The sequence below is a fragment of the Rosistilla ulvae genome (assembly GCF_007741475.1).
GTDB classification, from domain to species: domain Bacteria; phylum Planctomycetota; class Planctomycetia; order Pirellulales; family Pirellulaceae; genus Rosistilla; species Rosistilla ulvae.
Genome location: NZ_CP036261.1, coordinates 5,541,102 through 5,560,822, shown reverse-complemented (window position 1 = coordinate 5,560,822; position 19,721 = coordinate 5,541,102). Strand labels below are relative to the sequence as shown.

Annotated in this window: 18 protein-coding genes; 11 read left to right on the top strand and 7 right to left on the bottom strand. The window is 56.8% G+C overall.

Features of this window, described 5'->3' with window-relative positions:
* Positions 1-25: 25 nt before the first annotated feature.
* Both EC9_RS19665 and EC9_RS19660 read right to left on the bottom strand, forming a co-directional pair.
* On the bottom strand, positions 26-757 hold the full coding sequence (locus tag EC9_RS19665; protein WP_145347847.1) for a zinc ribbon domain-containing protein: 732 nt from the start codon (positions 755-757) through the stop codon (positions 26-28).
* Positions 758-859: 102 nt separating this feature from the next.
* A complete protein-coding gene (locus tag EC9_RS19660) occupies positions 860-1,903 on the bottom strand; it encodes an alpha/beta hydrolase (protein WP_218934279.1) in 1,044 nt (347 codons plus the stop codon).
* Positions 1,904-2,051: 148 nt separating this feature from the next.
* Here EC9_RS19660 and EC9_RS19655 point away from each other — a divergent pair, with 148 nt between their 5' ends.
* Entirely contained in the window at positions 2,052-2,432 is a 381-nt protein-coding gene (locus tag EC9_RS19655) for a hypothetical protein (RefSeq protein ID WP_218934278.1), read from the top strand.
* 223 nt (positions 2,433-2,655) lie between these two features.
* Positions 2,656-3,705, top strand: coding sequence for a transglutaminase-like domain-containing protein (locus tag EC9_RS19650; RefSeq protein ID WP_145347844.1), 1,050 nt, complete (start codon positions 2,656-2,658; stop codon positions 3,703-3,705).
* Positions 3,706-3,763: 58 nt separating this feature from the next.
* Here the strand turns inward: EC9_RS19650 and ftsH are convergent, their stop codons facing one another.
* The gene (gene ftsH, locus EC9_RS19645; protein WP_145347843.1) at positions 3,764-5,839 is read right to left on the bottom strand and encodes an ATP-dependent zinc metalloprotease FtsH; all 2,076 of its coding nucleotides are present in this window, start codon (positions 5,837-5,839) and stop codon (positions 3,764-3,766) included.
* 229 nt (positions 5,840-6,068) lie between these two features.
* Between ftsH and dxr the strand changes: the two genes are divergently transcribed.
* The 8 genes from dxr (at position 6,069) to EC9_RS19605 (ending at position 14,764) form a co-directional block, all read left to right on the top strand.
* Complete coding sequence (gene dxr, locus EC9_RS19640; RefSeq protein ID WP_145347842.1) at positions 6,069-7,247, top strand: 1-deoxy-D-xylulose-5-phosphate reductoisomerase; 1,179 nt, start codon at positions 6,069-6,071, stop codon at positions 7,245-7,247.
* Between the two features lie 35 nt (positions 7,248-7,282).
* Positions 7,283-9,370, top strand: a complete 2,088-nt coding sequence (locus tag EC9_RS19635) for a site-2 protease family protein (RefSeq protein WP_145347841.1) — start codon at positions 7,283-7,285, stop codon at positions 9,368-9,370.
* A gap of 313 nt (positions 9,371-9,683) precedes the next feature.
* A complete protein-coding gene (locus EC9_RS19630) occupies positions 9,684-10,259 on the top strand; it encodes a hypothetical protein (protein ID WP_145347840.1) in 576 nt (191 codons plus the stop codon).
* A gap of 189 nt (positions 10,260-10,448) precedes the next feature.
* The gene (locus EC9_RS19625; protein ID WP_145347839.1) at positions 10,449-10,646 is read left to right on the top strand and encodes a cold-shock protein; all 198 of its coding nucleotides are present in this window, start codon (positions 10,449-10,451) and stop codon (positions 10,644-10,646) included.
* Between the two features lie 745 nt (positions 10,647-11,391).
* Positions 11,392-12,912: a DnaA/Hda family protein gene (locus EC9_RS19620; RefSeq protein ID WP_145347838.1), complete on the top strand. Its 1,521-nt coding sequence runs from the start codon at positions 11,392-11,394 to the stop codon at positions 12,910-12,912.
* A gap of 30 nt (positions 12,913-12,942) precedes the next feature.
* On the top strand, positions 12,943-13,668 hold the full coding sequence (locus tag EC9_RS19615) for a Crp/Fnr family transcriptional regulator (protein ID WP_145347837.1): 726 nt from the start codon (positions 12,943-12,945) through the stop codon (positions 13,666-13,668).
* On the top strand, positions 13,665-14,273 hold the full coding sequence (locus EC9_RS19610) for a hypothetical protein (RefSeq protein ID WP_145347836.1): 609 nt from the start codon (positions 13,665-13,667) through the stop codon (positions 14,271-14,273). Before EC9_RS19615 ends, EC9_RS19610 begins: the two co-directional genes overlap by 4 nt.
* 113 nt (positions 14,274-14,386) lie before the next feature.
* Positions 14,387-14,764 carry a VOC family protein gene (locus EC9_RS19605; protein WP_145347835.1) on the top strand — a complete coding sequence of 126 codons (378 nt, stop codon included), beginning with the start codon at positions 14,387-14,389 and terminating at the stop codon, positions 14,762-14,764.
* A gap of 88 nt (positions 14,765-14,852) precedes the next feature.
* On the opposite strand, the gene EC9_RS19600 is transcribed toward EC9_RS19605, so the two are convergent.
* A complete protein-coding gene (locus EC9_RS19600) occupies positions 14,853-15,191 on the bottom strand; it encodes a hypothetical protein (RefSeq protein WP_145347834.1) in 339 nt (112 codons plus the stop codon).
* 374 nt (positions 15,192-15,565) lie between these two features.
* Between EC9_RS19600 and EC9_RS19595 the strand changes: the two genes are divergently transcribed.
* Positions 15,566-16,441 carry a DUF1571 domain-containing protein gene (locus EC9_RS19595; protein WP_145347833.1) on the top strand — a complete coding sequence of 292 codons (876 nt, stop codon included), beginning with the start codon at positions 15,566-15,568 and terminating at the stop codon, positions 16,439-16,441.
* 226 nt (positions 16,442-16,667) lie between these two features.
* Here the strand turns inward: EC9_RS19595 and EC9_RS19590 are convergent, their stop codons facing one another.
* From EC9_RS19590 to EC9_RS19580, 3 genes are all read right to left on the bottom strand, one after another.
* Positions 16,668-17,006: a hypothetical protein gene (locus tag EC9_RS19590; protein ID WP_145347832.1), complete on the bottom strand. Its 339-nt coding sequence runs from the start codon at positions 17,004-17,006 to the stop codon at positions 16,668-16,670.
* 232 nt (positions 17,007-17,238) lie between these two features.
* A complete protein-coding gene (locus tag EC9_RS19585; RefSeq protein ID WP_145347831.1) occupies positions 17,239-18,195 on the bottom strand; it encodes a DUF1559 domain-containing protein in 957 nt (318 codons plus the stop codon).
* Positions 18,196-18,274: 79 nt separating this feature from the next.
* A complete protein-coding gene (locus tag EC9_RS19580; protein WP_145347830.1) occupies positions 18,275-19,717 on the bottom strand; it encodes a DUF1501 domain-containing protein in 1,443 nt (480 codons plus the stop codon).
* Positions 19,718-19,721 lie beyond the last annotated feature (4 nt).

Sequence of the window (19,721 nt, the reverse complement as noted above, 5' to 3'; positions counted from 1 at the left end):
AGTCAGCCGTCTGGCGAAGGGGGATTTATTCGATCGATGAATCGGCGGTCATGTAGAGAATCGCACCGCAGGTGGGACAGCAGATGAAGTGGGACAGCATCAAACGATTGAGGGTCTGTGGGGCGAATGTGGCTCCACAATTGCCGCACGATTGACCTTCGACGGGGGCCAATCCATCCTCACCCTGGCTGCGAATCAAGCGTTGATAGATGTCGACAGCATCGTCAGGCAATTGCTGTTCCGCTTCGGTCAGTTCCGCCATAACGCTTTGAAGTTCGACGTTGGCTTCGGCCATTCGCGCATCGACTTCGCTTTGCAGCGAGGCTTGATCGTCTTCGCGTTGTTTCAGTTCGGCGGAGCGATGTTGAAGTTCTTGGGTCAGTCGTTCGATTTGATCGAACGCTTCGAGGATCTCATCGGACAACACGCCATTGGCTTGTTCGTCGGCAGCGATCTGTTCCTTGAAGGTCTGGAACTCACGATTGCTGGCGGCCGTGTTGAGTTTGCCTTTTAGATCGATGACGCGTTGTTCGCGTTCTTTCAATTGCAGTTGCTTCTTGTCGCAAGCCATTTTCGCTTGCTTGAGCGTCGCTTGCGCCTCTGCTTCGGCAGCCTTGCAGGCTTCGATCGCTGCGATGCTGGCCTTCATCTGTCGCGGTCCGCGATTGATTCGATTGTTGAGTTCGGTCAACTGTTTGTGGATCCGATGCAACGAGCTGATCGTCGAGTGCGAGATTTTGTGCGGAGCATCAGACATTACAATTTAACCATCGATCGGAGGAGGAAGGGCTTTGTAAACAGGATCGGTTGCCCGCGAGCGTTCGTCAAGACGGCTGGCCCGGCCCGCCCGACTGCACTCTTATTGTGCGAGCGCAACTGGAACGATAGGCGAATAACTCGCTTGAATCGACGTTGCAATCATCTCTACTGCGTTGCAGCACGGCTCGTAATACTTCAGTTCGTCGTGCAGCAAGCCGACCGAATTGCGACAGTCTTTGCTGCGAATCTGGATCGGCAGCTGATCCGATCGGGGGGCCAGCGGTCCGAGTCCGGCGAACCCAAGTGCGACCGGATTATAGTACTTGCTGACCATGGAATACAGTTTTAGGACCCGATCGTTACTGTTGTAGAACAGATTCATCGAACCGATGTTTTCGGTCGCGAGGCCATGCTGGGAACCGCGGGCCAGCCAGTGTCGGTCGAGGGCGGGGGCGACCAGGTTGATGGCGATCCGCGCGCCACGCAGCGGCGGGCCGCTGAGGCTGCGTCCGTGGATCGATCCGCCGGCGGCGGTGTGCAACGCCCCGGTTACGATTCGCCCACCAAAACTGTAGCCGACCATTTCCAATCGATCCGTGGCCGGGAAATGTTGCAGCAACCAGCCGGCATACAGCGCTTGGGTATCGGCGCGGGTCGCTTTGGTGCGGACATCGGTCAACGGATTGAAGATGGGGTCGCTCGGCCAACTCCACAGAATCCAACGGATCTTTGTTTCGTCGTGACAGCGTCGCTTGACCTTACGGTAGATGTTCAACGATCGATCGATCGCTTCCTGCGACGTGAACCGGTTGCCATGGACATAGATCACGTTGAGGTACGATCGGTCTTCATCGACCCGCGCAAGCAGACCATCGAGCCGGTCGTGCTGCAACCCACTGCCCTGTTGATATCGGTAGATCTTTAGGGTGGGGCTTTCCAGATTCGCACAGCGACTGTTGCTGCTGATGCAGCGTGTATTGACGACCCAATATTCGTCCCCTTCGTGCAGCATCGCTGCATGGCCGCGGGTCGAATTGTAGATACTCAAGATCAGCGCGACCGTCAGAAAGACGATCGCGCGAGAGCGTATCGATGCGCGGCCACCGACGGGGATCGATGGTCGCGGAATGTTTACAAAACGCACCGCACCTTTCTCCATTCCAACAAACATATAAACCGATGTTGCAAAAAAACCTCATTCTTGCTTGCACGCATCATCCCACAACCTAGAGTTGTGCGGCTTAAAGAAGCTGCACGGTTTTTAACTCAAGATTTGGGATTAGGTGAGAACAATGAATGCACGTTTTGTAATGCTCGTAGCAGCTGTGTCGATGACCGCCTTAACGGGTTGCGCCGGCATGGGACCTGGACTCTGTGGCAATCTTGGCGCGCCTTGTGGTGCTGCTTGTGGTGCGGCAACCAGTCCGGCTTACGATTACGCTCCCGCCGCAACCGGAGGGTGCGGATGCGGTACCGATGCATATTCTGGGTATAGCACTGGTGTCGTGACCGACGGGATGGGACCTTACTCCGACTCCGGCTACCAAGGTGGTTGGCAGTCGTCGCAGGGTGTTCCACAACCCGGTCAATACTCCGACGGTGGTTATGTCGTTCCTAACGGAACGGGAAACAATATGGCTCCCGTGCCTCAGTTGCCACAACCAGCTAACTAAGCTCGTCCGGATTGCAATTGCCATCCGTGCGAAATAGTCGCAGTGCGATACGGTTGTCATCGGACTCGACAACCGCGGCACTTCAAATCACTATAAAGAAAGCCGGTCAGCTTGACCGTGCCTTGAAAACGGGTTGTACAGCGTGTTCGGAGCGTAGCGGTCGTCGACAAATTGCCGCCGCCGCAACCCGCTGATCCCCCCACCGCGAACATGGGCGTCTCCGATGAATTCATCCCTCTATCCCGGTCCCTTTTCATCCAACAACAACTCATACGATGCCGCAGCCAAGTCGCTGAAGTCATCCGCGATTGGGCAACCGATCACGCGCCGATCGGCGCTTGCTCTGGGGACCGCCATGCTTTGTGGAAGTGTTGCGGCGCAGGAAACCTCCGCAACCGCGGTTGAAGATCGGCTGGAATTTCTGTCGCCGGAAAAACAGCTGTGGCAAGTGGGCGTCAAAGTGATGAGTGCCGGATCGATCTGCGAAGAGATCTACGCAACGTTCCCGGTTCCAACCAATTGGCCCGAGCAATCGGTCCAGGTTGTCGATCAGAATCTCAGCCGGTATGTCGATCGATGGGACACCCGCGATCTGCTGGGTGGCGCCAAGCAGGTTATGGTACGGATGGTCAACGTTCCTCCCAATACCGCCTCCGATGCGCTGTTCACTTTTGAAGTGACCAAGTCGCGAATTAAGGGCGTCGGAGAGACAAACGATTTAGTGGTTCCCGAAAAGCTGGAACGCGAGGAACGGATCTTTCTAGGGAGCAGTCCTTATATCGATCCACGCCATGGCAAGATCCGCAAGATCGCTAACGAGTTGCAGGCGACGCCCGAACAAACACCTTGGCAACAGGTCGAACAAATCTACGACTGGGTTCGCGACCATGTCGAATATCGCGAAGGGGATATCAAGTCGGCTGTCGAAGCGCTCGATGACGGCCACGGCGATTGCGAAGAATTGACCAGCCTGTTTGTCGCGTTGTGCCGAGCCAAACGGATTCCCGCGCGAATGGTCTGGATCCCCGGGCATTGTTACCCCGAGTTTATGTTGCACGATGCGGCCGGCGCTCCGCATTGGTTTCCGTGTCAGGCGGCCGGGACACGGCAGTTTGGCGAGATGGACGAATACAAGCCGATCCTTCAGAAAGGGGATCGATTTAAAGTCCCCGAACAGAAAACGGTGCAGCGCTACGTCGCTGAATTCTGCAAAGTCAAAGCGCGCTTCAAGCCGGACGTGACGTTTGTCCGCGAATTGACCGACAGCGAATAACGGCATCCGCTGGGCAACTCGCGGTCAGCGAATTGCCCTAACGAATCACCCTGACGATTCAACCGCTTTGCGAATCGCCCTTGGGGGTGATCTCCGACGCTCCGCCGGTTCCGGGGCGATCGCGACGCGGCGCCGATGTACCTGGGACGACGCGTGGGCTGGGCGAATGCGCTTCGATGATGCTCAGCAATTCATCGCCGTCCATCGATTCGATTTCCAGCAACCGATGGGTGATCGCTTCGAGCGCATCGCGGCGAATGGCCAAGATCTCGTTCGTCGCACGCAACGCTTCGTTGATGATCCGCTTGACCTCTTCATCGATCTCGCGAGCCGTCTGCTCGCTGTGCATTCGAGCGTAATTTCCTTCGCCCCCAGTGGCCAGAAACGCCGACTGATTGGTTTGCCGGAAATTGATCCGCCCCAACCGACTCATGCCATAATCCATGACCATCGACCGAGCCGTTTGCGTGGCCCGTTCCAGGTCGTTTTGGGCACCGGTGCTGATGTCGGAGAAAACCATCTCTTCGGTCAACGTGCCGCCTAACAAGACCTTGATCTGACTCTCCAGTTCCCCTTGAGTCATCAGATATCGATCCCCTTCGGGCCGCTGCATCGTATATCCGAGTGCGGCGAGGCCACGCGGGATGATCGAAACCTTGTGAACGCGATGCGTGTCGGGCAGGCTGCAGGCCACCAACGCGTGTCCCGCTTCGTGATACGCGACCCGGATCTTTTCGTCCTGATCCATCACACGGTTCTTCTTTTCCAAACCGGCGGTGACCCGTTCGACACCTTCGTTGAATTCAAACATCCCCACCGATGTCTTCCCTGCGCGGGCGGCCAACAATGCCGCTTCATTGACCAGGTTGGCGAGATCGGCACCGACGAAACCGCTGGTGATCGATGCGATCCCCTTGAGATCGACGTCTTCATCCAGTTTGACGTTCTTGACGTGAACCTTGAGGATCTTTTCGCGGCCGCCGATGTCGGGGCGGTCGACCAATACATGCCGATCGAATCGGCCCGGTCGCATCAATGCGGGGTCGAGCGTTTCGGGACGGTTGGTTGCCGCGATCACGATCACGCTGGTGTTGCTGTCGAAACCATCCATCTCGACCAGCAGCGCGTTCAGCGTTTGTTCGCGTTCGTCGTGGCCTCCCATCATGTTGTTGCCACGGCTCTTGCCCAAGGCGTCCATTTCATCGATGAAGATGATGCACGGGGCGCGGCTGGCGGCTTGTTGGAACATATCGCGAACGCGAGCCGCACCAACGCCGACGAACATCTCGACAAAATCGCTGCCCGAGAGGCCGAAGAACGGAACCCCCGCTTCGCCGGCGATCGCCTTGGCCAGCATCGTCTTGCCTGTCCCGGGAGGTCCGACCAACAGGACTCCCTTGGGAATCCGGCCTCCCAATTTTTGATACTTGTCGCTGTGTTTAAGGAAATCGACAACCTCGCTGACTTCTTCGACAGCTTCATCGATTCCGGCGACATCCTTAAACGTGATCGCCAGATCTTCTTGAGCGTACAATTTGCCTTTGCTGCGGCCGAAGGACATCGGCGAACCGACGCCGCCAATCTTGCGGAACATAAAGACTGTCAACGCGATGATCACGCCAATCATCAGCAGCGGAGGCCCCCAATCGGAGACGAGGTCCGACCGTTCGCTGTGTCCCCAAGAGATGTTGGCGTCGTTGAGCATCGCCGTCAGACGCTGCTCTTCGTCGGTGTTCAGGGCCGATCGGATCGTCTTGAAACTGACCTCTTTCGGCTCGCCAACCGGTTCGCCATCTTTGTACGGGCGATAGAAGACCTCGCCCGTGATCACGTTTTGGGCCAGGCTGATGTTATGCGGCTTGCTGTACTCGCCACGCTGTTTGGGATCGCGGACTAGTGCGACGACCAAGCGGCTCTGTTTGTCGGGGGCATCGACGAGGGCGAGCGAATTTTTTTCCGCGTACTGCGTCGATTGGACCAATTCGACCAGGTCGGAATAACGGATCGCGTACTGCGTGCTGTTGACGAGATAGGCACAGGCCACAACCGTTGCCGTTACCGCAAGCAGCAACCACAGGACTGCTCCGCCACCGCGGTTTTCTTCGTCTTTGTTCTCTTTACGATTGTCACTCATCGAAGTTTTGATGCACCTTTGCGTGTGGTGGACGTATCTCGTTTGAAGGGCTTGGGTTGCGGCAGAACCGGCACGATCCTAGAATCCCTTCATTGCGGGCGTGTCTCGAATCAACGTTTGATTGTTTGGCCCCAGGTGGCAATCGACAACCCCCGTAATCGTTCATACTACATAGGCGGGGAAGTTTCCTGCCCACCAGCGACGTTTCTTTTCCCTATTGAACGCATTGATGGCCGTATCAACTCGGAATGTCGCTATCCTTGGCGCAACCGGCAGCATCGGGCGAGCGACCTTGGATGTGGTTCGCTCGCTAGGAGACCCCTGGGCAGTTTGGGGAGTCTCGGGGCACTCGCGCGTCGATGAACTCGGCCAGATCGCTCGCCAAGACACTCCCGCCGTTGCGGCGCTGACCAGCGACGCCGATCCCAAATCGCTCGATCTCCCCCGCGGGACGCGTCTGCTGACCGGACCCGATGCCTTGGTCGAAATGGCTGTTGCACCGGAAGTCGATGTCGTGATGGCGGCAATCGTTGGTCGAGCCGGACTCGAAAGCACCCTGGCGGCTTTGGAAGCTGGCAAACGGGTGGCGCTAGCAAATAAGGAAGCCTTGGTTGTCGGCGGGCCTCTGGTCCACGCGATGCGGAAAAACGGTGGCGAATTGTTGCCGGTCGACAGCGAACATTCGGCGATCTTTCAATGCATGACGACGGGGGGCGGAACGCTCGCTGAAGGGAAGAAGAGCGTTCGGAAATTGATCCTGACCAGCAGCGGTGGCCCGTTTCGGACCTGGACGACGGCTCAGATGCGCAACGCATCGATCGATGATGCGCTGAAGCATCCCACATGGAACATGGGGCGAAAGATCTCCATCGATTCGGCGACGATGATGAATAAGGGGCTGGAAGTCATCGAAGCCCGTTGGCTGTTCGATATCCCGGCAGAGAAGATCGAGGTCGTCGTGCATCCGCAATCGATCATCCATTCGATGGTCGAATTCGAGGACGGGTCGATTCTGGCTCAATTGAGTCCCCCCGATATGCGTTTGCCAATTCAATATGCGTTGACGTATCCTGAACGGATGCCCTGCATCGCCCCCCCGTTGGATCGGTCGCGGGCCTGGGATCTGACGCTGGAACCTGTCGATCACGATCGGTTCCCCGCCTTAAAACTGGCCTTTGAAGTCGCCCGCGTTGGCGGAACGGCTGGGTCGGTCGTTAACGCAGCAAATGAACAAGCGGTTGCCCTGTTTCTCGACGGGCAGATCCGGTTTACTGATATTGTGCCAGCATGTCGTATGGCACTCGAAAATCATCAACATGAAAGTGATCCCACGTTACAGCGGCTTTTGCAGCTGGATCGTTGGGCGCGCGCGGAGGTGCAGCGGTGGAGCTGTGGAATGCAGGCATAATCGAACTTCTGGCGGATACCGACCCGTCTTTGCTGATGGTCCTCCTGACAAAGGTGGGGCTGTGGGCAAAGGTCGCTATCGGCATCGGCTTGGTCATCTTTGTCCACGAACTTGGGCACTTCGTCGCCGCCAAAAGCTGTGGCGTGAAGTGTGAAAAGTTTTACGTGGGCTTCGATGTGCCGATCAACATCGGGCCGATCAAACTGCCGCGAACGCTGGGGAAATTTACCTGGGGCGAAACCGAATATGGTCTCGGCATCATCCCGCTGGGTGGTTACGTCAAGATGCTCGGCCAGGATGACGATCCGCGAAAAGCGGCTGAAGAGAACGAGAGGATTCGCGTCAGCAATGAAGACGCGACCCCTGGGGATGAGACGGTGCCGCAGTACACGTTGGATCCACGCAGTTTTCAAGCCAAAAGCGTTCTGCAGCGGATGTTCATCATCAGCGCCGGGGTGATCGTTAACGTGATCACCGCGGTGATGTTCGCCGCCGCCGCGTTCTGGTACGGCGTTCCTTATACGCCTGCGATCGTCGGCTCGACGCAACCGGGCGATCCCGCTTGGTTGGCGGGCATCCAGCCAGGCTCGCAGGTCGTTTCGGTCGGTACGATCGAAAATAACGATCAATTGCAGTTCCGCGACATGCGGTCGGAGATCCTCGAACAGGGGCTGAACGACAAAACCAAACCGGTCGCCTTTACCGTCCGCAAAGATGGCGAAGATACGTCGTATCAATTGATTCCGACGCTGCGGTACGATCCCAAAAAGACGGCTGTCGCGATTGGTGTCGTCCCTCAGATGTCGACCACATTGGCCCCCGATATCGTCAGCTATCCCAATAGCGCTGCGGCGGAAGTGGTCGATGGCAGCCTGAAGTCGGCGCAAGTGATCGAGATGAACGGCAAGGCGTTGCCCAAAAACGGCGACGAGATCTACCTGACACCGATCGTCGAAGAGATGCGATTGAAGGAGTCCGAACCGATCGAGTTGACGTTCCTGTTGGCCGATGATTCGCAGAAAAAGATCACGCTGCCGCCGCAAAACCTGAAATCTTTGGGAGGCACGTTTGCTGTCGGGCCGATCACGGGAGTGGTTCAAGGTGGTAACGCCGAGAAGGCGGGGCTGAAAGTTGGCGACCAGATCGTCAAATTTGATGGCAAAGATCAACTCTCTGCCTTCGCGCTTCGCGAGCTGGCGTATCAAACCGATTCGGCCGTCGAGATCGTGGTTCAACGAACCAACGACGATGGCGAATCGGAGGAGCTGACGTTTACCGTCGCGCCGGACGCTGTCAGTTCGTTGCCCGAAGCGAGCGGTATCGATTTGGCATTGGATCGCTACGGCATCGCCTACAGCGCTTCGAACCATCTGGCGAGCGTCGATGCGGCGGGCCCGTTGGCCGCTGCCTTTGAACCGGGCGACCAGATCACACGAGTCACCGTTTCGTGGGCCGACGACGAACAAAAGAAAGAACTCAGCGGATTTATCCCGCAGAAATTGCTCAGCGATTCCTGGGACGTCGACGATTTTTACACGATCCCGATGTTGGTCGCCAATCTGCAGATGTTGCCCGTCGGCACCGAGATTCGCGTCTTGGGAGCCAAGGGGGATGCGGCCGATGGGAAAGTCATCGACACGGTTGTCAAATTGAAAGTGGAATCGGATCAGTTTTGGGCCGAACGGGGCCTACGGTTTGAAACCGTTAAACGGATCCATCGCGCCGATTCGTTGGCCGCCGCCGTCAGCCTGGGCTACAACGAAGCGGTCCATCGCGGAAAAGGTGTGCTCCGGTTTTTGAAGATGTTGGTGACGGGGCGTTTGAAAGCGGATCTGTTGGGCGGCCCGGTAGCGATCTTCACGATCGCCGGTTCGCATGCAGCCGAAGGGATTCCTCGTTTGCTGATGTTCTTGACCTTCTTGAGCATCAATCTGGCGATCCTCAACTTCTTGCCGATCCCCGCGTTGGATGGTGGACACATGGTCTTTTTGATCGCCGAAGCGGTCCTCGGCCGTCCGGTCGACGAAGAGTGGCAAGCTCGCCTGACGATGGTGGGTGTGCTGATGTTGTTGGGGCTGATGGCCTTTGCGTTCTACAACGACATCGCTCGACTGGTCGGCTGATTCCCGGTCGCTGAAATCTCGGCTGCGATGCAGCAGCAACGTTTGATTGCGTTGCTGTTGCGAGGATAGGGTGTCAGACTTTTACGCCTCGATTTTTCGAGGCGTTCGGGGACGACGGCGCGATTGGGCCTCGAGCTAGAATTGGGGCGTGACGGCCGAACGTCCTTCGCTATCTTTTCTGTTTTGCCTGATTGCTCCAGCTGTCTCAGACTGTTATTCTGCGACTCTCTTCGTCGCATCTGTCGAACAACTGGCAATTCTTGCGGCTGCTATTCCCATTTCATACTGACGGACCCCAGAGAGGCTTTGCCCGATGATCCATCGCGTTTTGATTGGCTGTGCGCTAGCGTTGTTTTCAACCTCGATCTTGAGCGCCCAGGGGATCGTTCCTGTCGCGGAACCCGAATCGCGGTTGCGTGTTGCCGATGCAAAGCCTCAGGTGCAACCGCTCCCTGTGGTGATAGAGCTGCGCGATGATGTTCGCGATTTCAACGGCTCGCTGTTGGACACTGACGATTTGGAGGTGATCACCGCGTTTGGAATCGCCAAGATGCCGCTGACCGAAGTGCTCGGCATTCGCATGGCGCGGGATGAATCGGAGACGACCACCGTCGTGCTGCACAACGGCGACATCATCACCGGTCGGGTCGACATCACCAATTTGTTGGTTCAGACGTCGTGGGGCAAATCGGAAGTCAACGGCGACAACCTGGCGTCGATCTTTTTCGACGAGGGGCTCAGTTGGAAGGGGCTGGAGTTGTTGGCGGGGGAGAAATGGACGTTGGAGAAAGCCGAAGAGCTCGCTCCGTCCCCGACGGCGCAAACCCAGGCAGCTCCAGCGGCGGAAACGGGCGCGCGTCCCAACCAATCGGTTTTGGTCAGTCCTTAAATTGGAGAATCTAGGGCGAGTCCGAGTCATCGGCGCTATCGGAATTATTCGTTCCGATTGGATTCCTGCGGACATACCATCGCATCGGGCATGATCGTCCGATATGATGGCCAGCTGGTGGCAATTTACCGAATCCGCTTTTGTTTTCGGGATGTGCTGCGAATTTAAACTTGGTACAGGAATCGACTGATGGCTGAAGGCACAATCAAACGTGTAACCGACAAAGGGTTCGGATTTATCGACACTGGAGGCGCGAAGGACTTGTTTTTCCATTCCTCCGCATTGGATGGAGTACGGTTTGACGACCTGCGTGAAGGACAACGCGTTTCGTTCGAAGAAGGCAACGGCCCTAAGGGTCCTTGCGCTGAAAACGTCAAGGTTATCTGATCTGACGGACCTTTAAGGTCCGCAGAGCGAAGGTTTCCCGGTTCGATAAATATTGCCGCTGGCCTGCTGATCGCCCCGATCTGCGGAATGGCCGCAGATCGCATGGATGCCGCGTCAGCGGAACGGGATGCCATCTCCAAACATCGGTTCGCGCGACATCAATCATGACGGAAGGTTGATGTCCGTGACATCGCTCTCGGGCGACTCGGCGAAGCGTTTTGCGACGCGCCGGGATCCCGCTTGAACCGCCCGCGCGGTACAATCTTCTCTGCCCGCAAATCACTGAATTGCGGCCCATACCCCGCACGTGCACCGGCGCTATCTGGTCTATCTTGCCCAGGTTCGAAAGGCCGTTCATGTGGTGCCTTCAGGCTATCTTTCGGTCGCTTTCTAGCCACTCGAAGACAGATTCATTGTTGACATTTTATCCACATCGCGATGATAGGGGTTCGGCGTCGAAAACAAGTTTTGGAAACGGTGAAATGTCCGTTTCCGACTGGTTTTTGGGGGGCAGGTAGGGAACGTTTGGAAAAGCTGTGCGGAAGACTTGAAGAGAATGCTAGCTAACCTACAATCGCCCCATCAAAGCGAAACCGATGGAAATCGCGTAAGCTCGCGTCTGGAGGACGGATGTCATCAAGGATGGCTATCTGCCTGGGTCACTCGACCTGCTAGGCTTGCGCAAGGTGAAGCATCGGACAGGGTTGTTTATTTGGCTATCCATGATGGAGAGTAAGTCCTCGGAATGTCGGTAACGGAAACGGCAGGTGCGAAGGATCTCACCGGTGAATTACAGGATGCACTGATAAATCGTTTGGGGCGTGATTGTTTCCGAATGTGGTTCGGCCAGATCACCCAATGTCGTCGCGCTGGTCGCGATGTAATCGTGGATGTCGCGGCTCAATTTGCGTTGGATCGGATCGGTTCGCGTTATATGGGCGACCTGCGGCAAGCGGTTGCGGATATCTGTGGCGAAGGCGTTGGCGTTTCGCTGCAGCTGGCTGCTAGCAAGCCCGAACCTGCGGCGGCGGAAACCGCTGTCCAGGCGGACCCTGCCGAAACAACATCCACCGACAGCGCGGCTGTCGATGATGCCGACGATCCTCCCAAGCGTGCTGCCGCACCGCGTCGACGCGCTCGCAGCGAACCGCCGGTCGATAACGTTCAACCGTTGTTGCAAGTCTCGTCGTTTCAAACCACGGGCAGCGATGATCCGTTGCCCGCTCGCCGACGTCGCGTCGCGTCATGGGATCAGATCGTCGTTGGCAAATCGAACAAACTGGCTGCCACCGCGGCGCGGATGATCTGCGATACGCCCGGCTCCGCTTCGCCGCTGTTCCTGTGGGGCACTCACGGCACGGGCAAGACGCAATTGATGGATGTCGTCGCCACCGAACTGCGTCGCCGCCATCGCTTGCGACGCGTGATCTCGATGACCGCCGAAGAATTCACCAACGACTTTATCGGTTCGGTTACCGGCAGCGGTCTGCCCGGCTTCCGTCGACGTTATCGCGACGTCGATGCGTTGCTGATCGATGAGGTTCAATTCCTGCCGGGCAAGCGGGCGACATCGCGTGAAATGTTGTACACGATCGATTCGATCGTACGAGCAGGGAAGCAGTTGGTCTTCGCGGCCGACCGGCCCCCGATGGAGATTCCCGGTTTGGGGCAGGACCTCGCTGGCCGAATGGCTGGGGGAATGGTCTGCTCGATGACCCCGTTGGATCACGAGATGCGAACGCAGATGCTTCAGCAATTGTGCGAAGCCGAAGATCTGGGAATCGATCATCAGATGCTCGCGGATATCGCTGGCAACGTTTGTGGCGATGGCCGAGTCGTCTCGGGAATCGCGTGTCGCCTAAAAGCGCTCGTCAGCATGCACGACGAACCGGTTACCTATGATCAGATCACCGAGATCCTGAGCGATCTGATTTCGATCGGCAGTTCGTCGTATGGGTTTGCCGATATCCAAACCGCGGTCTGCAACACGATGGGATTGCCCAAGGACGCGTTGCAGTCGAAAGGACAAAGCCGCAATGTCAGCCAGGCTCGGATGCTAGCGATGTATTTGGCTCGCGAACATACCGGGGCAACCTACGGCGATATCGGCAAATATTTTGGCCAACGCAGTCACAGCGCGGTGATCGCGGCAACGCGTCGGATCGCTGGCGATGTCGAAAAGGGCAAAGCGTTTTCGATTGGGAATCGCAATATTCCGGCCAAGCAGGTCTTAGAGTCGGTGCAGAATATGTTACGCTCGGGTTGAGTTTGACGACAAAACCAAAGGGCTCTCGGCGTGGCTGAAAAAGTTTGGCATCTGAAATCGTGCGAGCTATTTGCCGACTTGCAGCCAGAGCAGATCCGGCGACTGGAAGCGTGCAGCCGTATCCGTTCGTTTGCCGTTCGCAGCCTTGTCTATCTACCCTACGACGCGGCCGACAGCGTCTTCTTCTTGACCGGTGGGTTGGTCAAAGTCTGCCACGCGACTCCCGATGGCAAACAATCGACGCTCGCTTTTATCGAACCCGGTGAGTTGTTCGGTGAACTGGCCCTGTTCGATCCATCGCAACGCGATGAATTTGTCGAAGTCGTCAGCGCTGCGACGGTCGTGAAGATGCCCGCCGACGAGCTGCTAAACTTGATGTCCCACGCCAACGGCTTTGCCGTCGGGATTACGAAATTGGTGGGGCTGCGGCGCCAGCGGATTCAGCGCCGGTTGCGAAACCTGTTGTTCCAATCGAATCGCGAGCGTTTGGTGCATCTGCTGTTGGACTTGGCCGATCAGTTTGGTGTTCCCGCGGAGGTGGGAGTTCGATTGCGGATCAAATTGTCCCATCAAGAACTCGCCAATTTGATCGGTAGCACGCGAGAATCGGTTACGATTGTATTGGGGCAATTGAAGGCGGCGGGCTTCATCGCGGCAGCCCGTCGACAAATCGTCCTGCTCCGTCCCCGCGAACTGTCCGATAGCGTGGGGCAAACGTATAGCGAAAAATCACCACCAGGAATCCCGTCCATATGAAGTCGAACACGTCTGGGGCTTTGCTGCTGTTGTTGTTTTTAAGTCTCCTTGCGACTCCTGCCGTTGCTCAGCGGGAGACTCCGACGCGTGGTGGCGGTGGGATGCTCCGTTTTTTTAACAGTGGCATGATGTCATTGTTTCGAATTCCCGAAGTGCAAGCGGAATTGAATCTGTCGCGGGAAACTGCCGAACTGGTCTTTGCGTTGCAAGCCGACCTGTTTTCCGAATATCGCAACGCCCGCCGCGACAAGTCGCCAAGCGATGATCTGCCTTCGCCCGAACAGGTCTCGGCCCAGTCCCAAGTCGTTGCCGAGCGATTGCTTTCGGCGATCCTGGCTCCCAAGCAATACAAGCGGTTGCAAGAACTGTGGTTGCAGCGACGCGGTCTCCGCGCGATCGCGATGGACGATTTTGCCCAGGCGTTGGAATTGGATTCAACCCAACGCGAAGCGACTGCAAAGTTGGTCGAAGGACTCAGCCGCAGTTATGGCCGCGGCAAGATCAGCGACGAAGATGCCGAGATCGCTCGACAGATCACCGAGATCTTAACTCCCGATCAGCGACAGCAGTGGGAAGCGATGCTTGGCAAGCCGTTCGATTTTTAGAACGCTTCGTTATGTAGGCATCCGCTGGCGTGGAGGTTGTGCGACCGGGCGAGTTCTGCAAAATGAGCTTCCGCCGATCGAATCTTTCCGCCCGCCGAACAAACTGCTGAAGCATGAAAGTCCTGCAACTTAATCATATCGCCCTGCACGTCGCCGACGTTTCCATCAGTGTTGCGTTCTACCGAGACGTCTTGCAATTGGAGCCTCTGCCGAGGCCGGCGTTCGATTTTCCAGGGGCTTGGTTCCGCCTGGGCGATGACCAGGAATTGCATCTGATCGGCGATCGCGACAGCGCTGTCCATTCGGCCAGTCGTGGGAATCATTTGGCCCTGAAGGTCGATGATCTCGACGCCTGGGAAGCTCATTTGCAGCGGATCGGGGCCGATCACAAGCCTCGCCAGATTCGTCCCGACGGTGGAATGCAGGTCTTCCTACCCGATCCCGATGGCCACTGGATCGAACTGCTTGGATTCCGCGACGCTCAACAATGATCGATCGATGATCGGCGCCAAGAACGCGGGGGGGGGGGAAGCTCGTTCCAACAGCGGAAGTGCTGCGGACCGGCGGGATGATGGCGGCTTATCGCCAACGCCATTCGGTAAATGCCTGCTGATGTCCGAAGCTGCGGTAGGGATGGCGGCGCGGTTCGGCTCCGAAATATCCGTAGGCGTAGGGCTGTTTCCAGACCGGGACGGCAACCGCCTGAGGGATCGTCGCCGACTTGGCGTGCAAGCCCGAAGACTTCTGGGGCGAGCGGATGACCAGGTGCGGCGTGGGGCTAGCATTCCAGATTCCCAGCCCGGCAGGATCGATGGAATATTCGGAGCCTTGGCGATCGAAGGGGGATTGGGCAGCGACGACGCCGGCGGTGCTGCAAACGAAGATGCTAGCAAGCGAAAGAATTTTTAGCCATTTCACTGCCCCGTTCATCTCCGCTCCACGTTTGATTCGATCTGCGATTCTTCCGCGGAGGCATATCGCCCTCACGTCTGTTTAGCCAATTCAGGTATCGACAGGGCAAGTCGATTAATCCAGGCCAAATGTAACGGTTGTAGGAATCGGGATAGGCGGACGTCGACGTGAACGTTACGATCGGTATGGTTTCGCGCTCCACCGGCTGCTGACGCCGCCGTGTGGGAGGTCTGAGAGATTTGCGGGGCTGCCCTAATCTAACGTCTATAGTGGCTGTGCTTTGCCAATCGAAGAGTTTGGATCGTTGAGCGTTTCAGGGCGATATTGATAGCACCTACGCTTATCAATGGACGTCGGCCTAACACGGAGGATGGCCTGCTATGAATCATTCACGACGACAAGTCTTATCGATGCTCGCCGCAGCTTCTGCTGGCGCCACCAGTTCTGCGTTCGCTCAAGCTCCGCAGGGCAAGTTTCAAGAGCCGGTCTTTCGGATCGCGGCGAACAACAGCATCACTCCCGCGGTGCATCCGTTGGATGAAGCGTTGCGAATCGCTCACGAAGGTCTTCATGAGATCCGCACCAACATCAGCGATTACACCGCGACGTTGGTCAAACGCGAACTGGTCGGCAATACGGTCAGCGACTACGAATACATGTTCATTAAGGTCCGCAACCGCCGGGTCGAAGATGGACGCGTTGTCGTTCCCTTTAGCGTCTACTTGGCCTTCCTGAAACCAGCGACCGTCAAGGGACGCGAAGTCATCTATGTCGAACAACAGAACGACAACAAGATGGTCGCTCACGAAGGAGGCTTCAAAGGACGCTTCTTGCCGACGGTCTGGCTGAAGCCCGAAGGTGCGTTTGCGATGCGTGGGCAGAAGTATCCGCTGACCGAGATCGGGATCGAGAACTTGGTCTTAAAGTTGATCGAGCGCGGCGAGCAGGATCGGCAGCACAAAGACGTCAAAGTGGAGTTCCGCAAGAACGCCAAGATCAACGGTCGCGATTGCAGCGTGATCCAAGTCACGCATCCCGAGTACCGGCCCGAGTTCGATTTCAGTCTGGGGCAGATCTTCATCGACGACCAGATGAATATTCCGGTTCGCTATGTTGCCTATGGCTGGCCCAAGACGCCGGGACAAAAGCCACAGATCAACGAAGAATACACCTACCTTAACGTCAAGTTAAACGTGGGCCTAACGGACGCCGACTTCGATCCCAACAACCCGAACTACGCGTTCTATTCCAAGTAGTCGTTAAAACGTTTTCACCCGACGCCCTTCTTTTGCAGCACCCCGTGGGCGTCGGGGCAATGGCAATTGCACGGTCAAGTCATGGGGGAACCGGCACCAATGGCGTCTAGAACGGCTTCCTTCCAGCTAGCACGGAGTCGCATGCCGCGAAGCGAGTCTTTCCCGGTTCTAGCACATGTTTGGAAACGTTAGGTGTTTCTATTGAGATCGTGCTTTGCGCAGATCTCTATTCCTTTCCTGACGTCAGGGCAAATTGGAGATCGGTTTTGTCTTCTCCTAAGACCGCATCCACTGTCAACGTGCTGTTGGTGTTGTAACGCGTCGGGATCTGTTCTTCCGTGACATCTTCGGTGGGGCTGTCGGGCGTGTCGTAGACCTTCCGCGTGCCTGTCACTTGGGGCGAGATGATTTCCACTCGCATCTCGCCTGGAAAGACTTCGGCATCAAAGCTGCCGGCGGAGACCGTGGCACCCGAAGAATTGCCTTTCCCGTCGCTGGGGATAAACGAAATTTGCCCCGACTCCAGGGGCTGTCCATCGAGTGTGACTGTTCCTCCCAGGCGCACACTTGGAGTACTTGTCGAAGGCCCGCAGCCCAATACGAACAGTGCGAGCAAATAAAGCGAGACAGAAGCGTAGCGAGAGAACATTGAAGTTGCATTCCTGTATTCTTGTAGAGATCGCACCGAACCGACGCGAACACCGATTCGGTATCAAGATTTTGGCGAGCGAGCTTTAGGGGCTGATGAGCGAGCGATACACCGCCGCCAGCTCGAAAAGCTTTCCGACGATGAATTGCTAAAAATCACCCAGCACTTCGCCGCCACTGGATGTTCCCAACGCCTGCCATATGGCGAGATCGATCGTCTGTCCAACAAACCGGACCGAGCCGTCGGCAAGAGTTACCGTGACCCCACCGGGATGTTGGCTGCGAGCCGAGATGCTGGCACCCGCCGTTTGCGTGACACATGGGGCGTTTCGGATCGTCGATCCGCCAGACGGGCAATTCGCAATCGCATCGGCAAGTGAGCTGTTGGGTGTGCTGCGCGTCGTAAATGCAAACGAGCCGTAGCTTAGGTCGTCGTTGAATCCATCTCCTCGCGAGTCGTTGCTCGCATCCGAAACGGGAACCAACAGCTCCGACAAAAGAAGCGTGTTCGATGTTCCATCGATAAATGTGCTCATCTTAGGGGTGAACGGGCGTGCTGCATTGCCACCCTTGAATCCAAAGGGAGCTTGGGTCGTTTCGACAGGCGTTCTCACGGTACCGTTGCCAAAGTTCAAAGCGTAGTGAACGCGGGCGCGCCAATAAGCATCCCCTTGCCACTGTTTCGCTCCGGGATTGCTGGGGCAATAGTAGGCGGGGACCTCCGCGGTGATCACGCCGGTCAACGAATTCTGAACGCAATTCGGGGCAACATGAAATGCCAACGCCCAATCGTATTGATCGAACAACGCAGTCTGTTCGATGAATGGCCACATCGTTCCTACCCATGTGTGTCGCTTGGATTGGCTTGCGCCATCCGTGTTGACAGCGGCAAAAGGAAATGCCAGCACCGTGTCGTGGTAGTTGTGCATCGCCAACCCCCACTGTTTCAGGTTGTTCTGGCACTGCATTCGACGAGCTGCCTCGCGAGCTGCTTGGACCGCTGGCAGCAACAACCCCACTAAAATTCCGATGATCGCGATCACAACCAACAATTCAACAAGGGTAAACCCTCGTTGTTCACGCAAGGAAATACGTTGCCTTGACATTGCCGCCTCCTAAAGATTCCGAACTGATTAAAACGTAACACGTACACAAAATTGGATTGATAAATGAAAATTTGCGATCTTAGATCAGGTCACCAATGACGTGCCCGTGGACGTCGGTCAGGCGGCGATCGACGCCGTCGTGGCGGACGGTTAGTCGTTTGTGATCGATTCCCAATTGGTGCAAGATCGTGGCATGAATGTCGTAGACTTGTGTTGGGTGCATCCGGTCTAGTGGCTTGTATCCCCATTGATCCGATTCGCCGTAGGTGACGCCGCCGCGGATCCCGCCGCCAGCCATCCAGTTGGTGAAGACATAGGGATTGTGGTCGCGTCCCTTGCTCCCTTGCGTGCTTGGCATCCGCCCAAACTCCGTGGTCCACAAGACGATCGTGTCTTCTAACATGCCGGTTCGCTTGAGGTCTTTCAGCAGCGCCGCCGTCCCCACGGCCATGCCACGTGCCAGCGGACCGTGATCGCGCTCGATATCTTCGTGGGAGTCCCAGTTGCGGCGAGGGAAGCCGTTGTCGTTCCCCGACCAGATCTGCACGAAGCGAACTCCCCGTTCCAGCAGTCGCCGGGCGATCAGGCACTTGCGGCCAAAGTACTCCGCCTCTTCCGCTGGATTGATCGCGTCGGGATACGTCGCCCCGATCCGATCCAATCCGTACATCTTCATCGTCTCTGCGGTCTCGCCCGAGATGTCCAACGCTTCGGGAGCGCTCAACTGCATCGCCGCCGCCAGTTCGTAGGAACGAATCCGAGCCTCCAGTCGCGAATCGCCGGCGTGTTGCTGTAGATGGCGTCGGTTCATGCGATCGAGTACCGCTAGTCCGTCGCGGTCTCCTGCTGCGGTCACAAAATCGGCTTGAGCGGTAAGGTCGTCGATCGGATTTTCGCGTTGTGGAAAGATCGTGGTCCCCTGAGCGCTTGCGGGCAGGAACGCGGAGCCCCAGTTTTTTGGTCCGTTACTGGCAAATCCACGGTGGTCGGGAAGAACAACAAAAGTCGGCAGGTTCTCGTTGATCGCCCCCAAGCCATAACTGACCCAAGCTCCCATTCCCGGGAACCCGGGGCGTTGGAAACCTGTCGCCTGCAGATACGTCGCCTGTGAATGGACTCCCGTTTTGCCAACCATGTTGTGGACGAAGGCGATGTCATCGACGCATTCTCCAAGCGGCGCAACAACTTCGCTCAACTGCTTTCCCGATTTGCCATAGCGGGCAAACTTGAAAGGGGATTTCATCCACGGCCCCAAGCCGTTTTGAAACGCTTCGACCGGTTCGCCGAAGTCCGATTCCTGACCGTGAAACTTTTCGAGCAGTGGCTTGTGATCAAACAGGTCGATGTGGCTGGCCGCTCCGGCCATGAACAACTGCACCACGCGTTTGGCTTTGGGAGGATTGTGCAGCACTTCAACATCGCCGCCGCTGGCCGATTGCACATCGCGTTGCAACATCGCCGCCATCGCTAACGCACCAAAATTTGTACCTGCTTGGCGGACGAATTCTCTTCGGTTTTGCATTCTC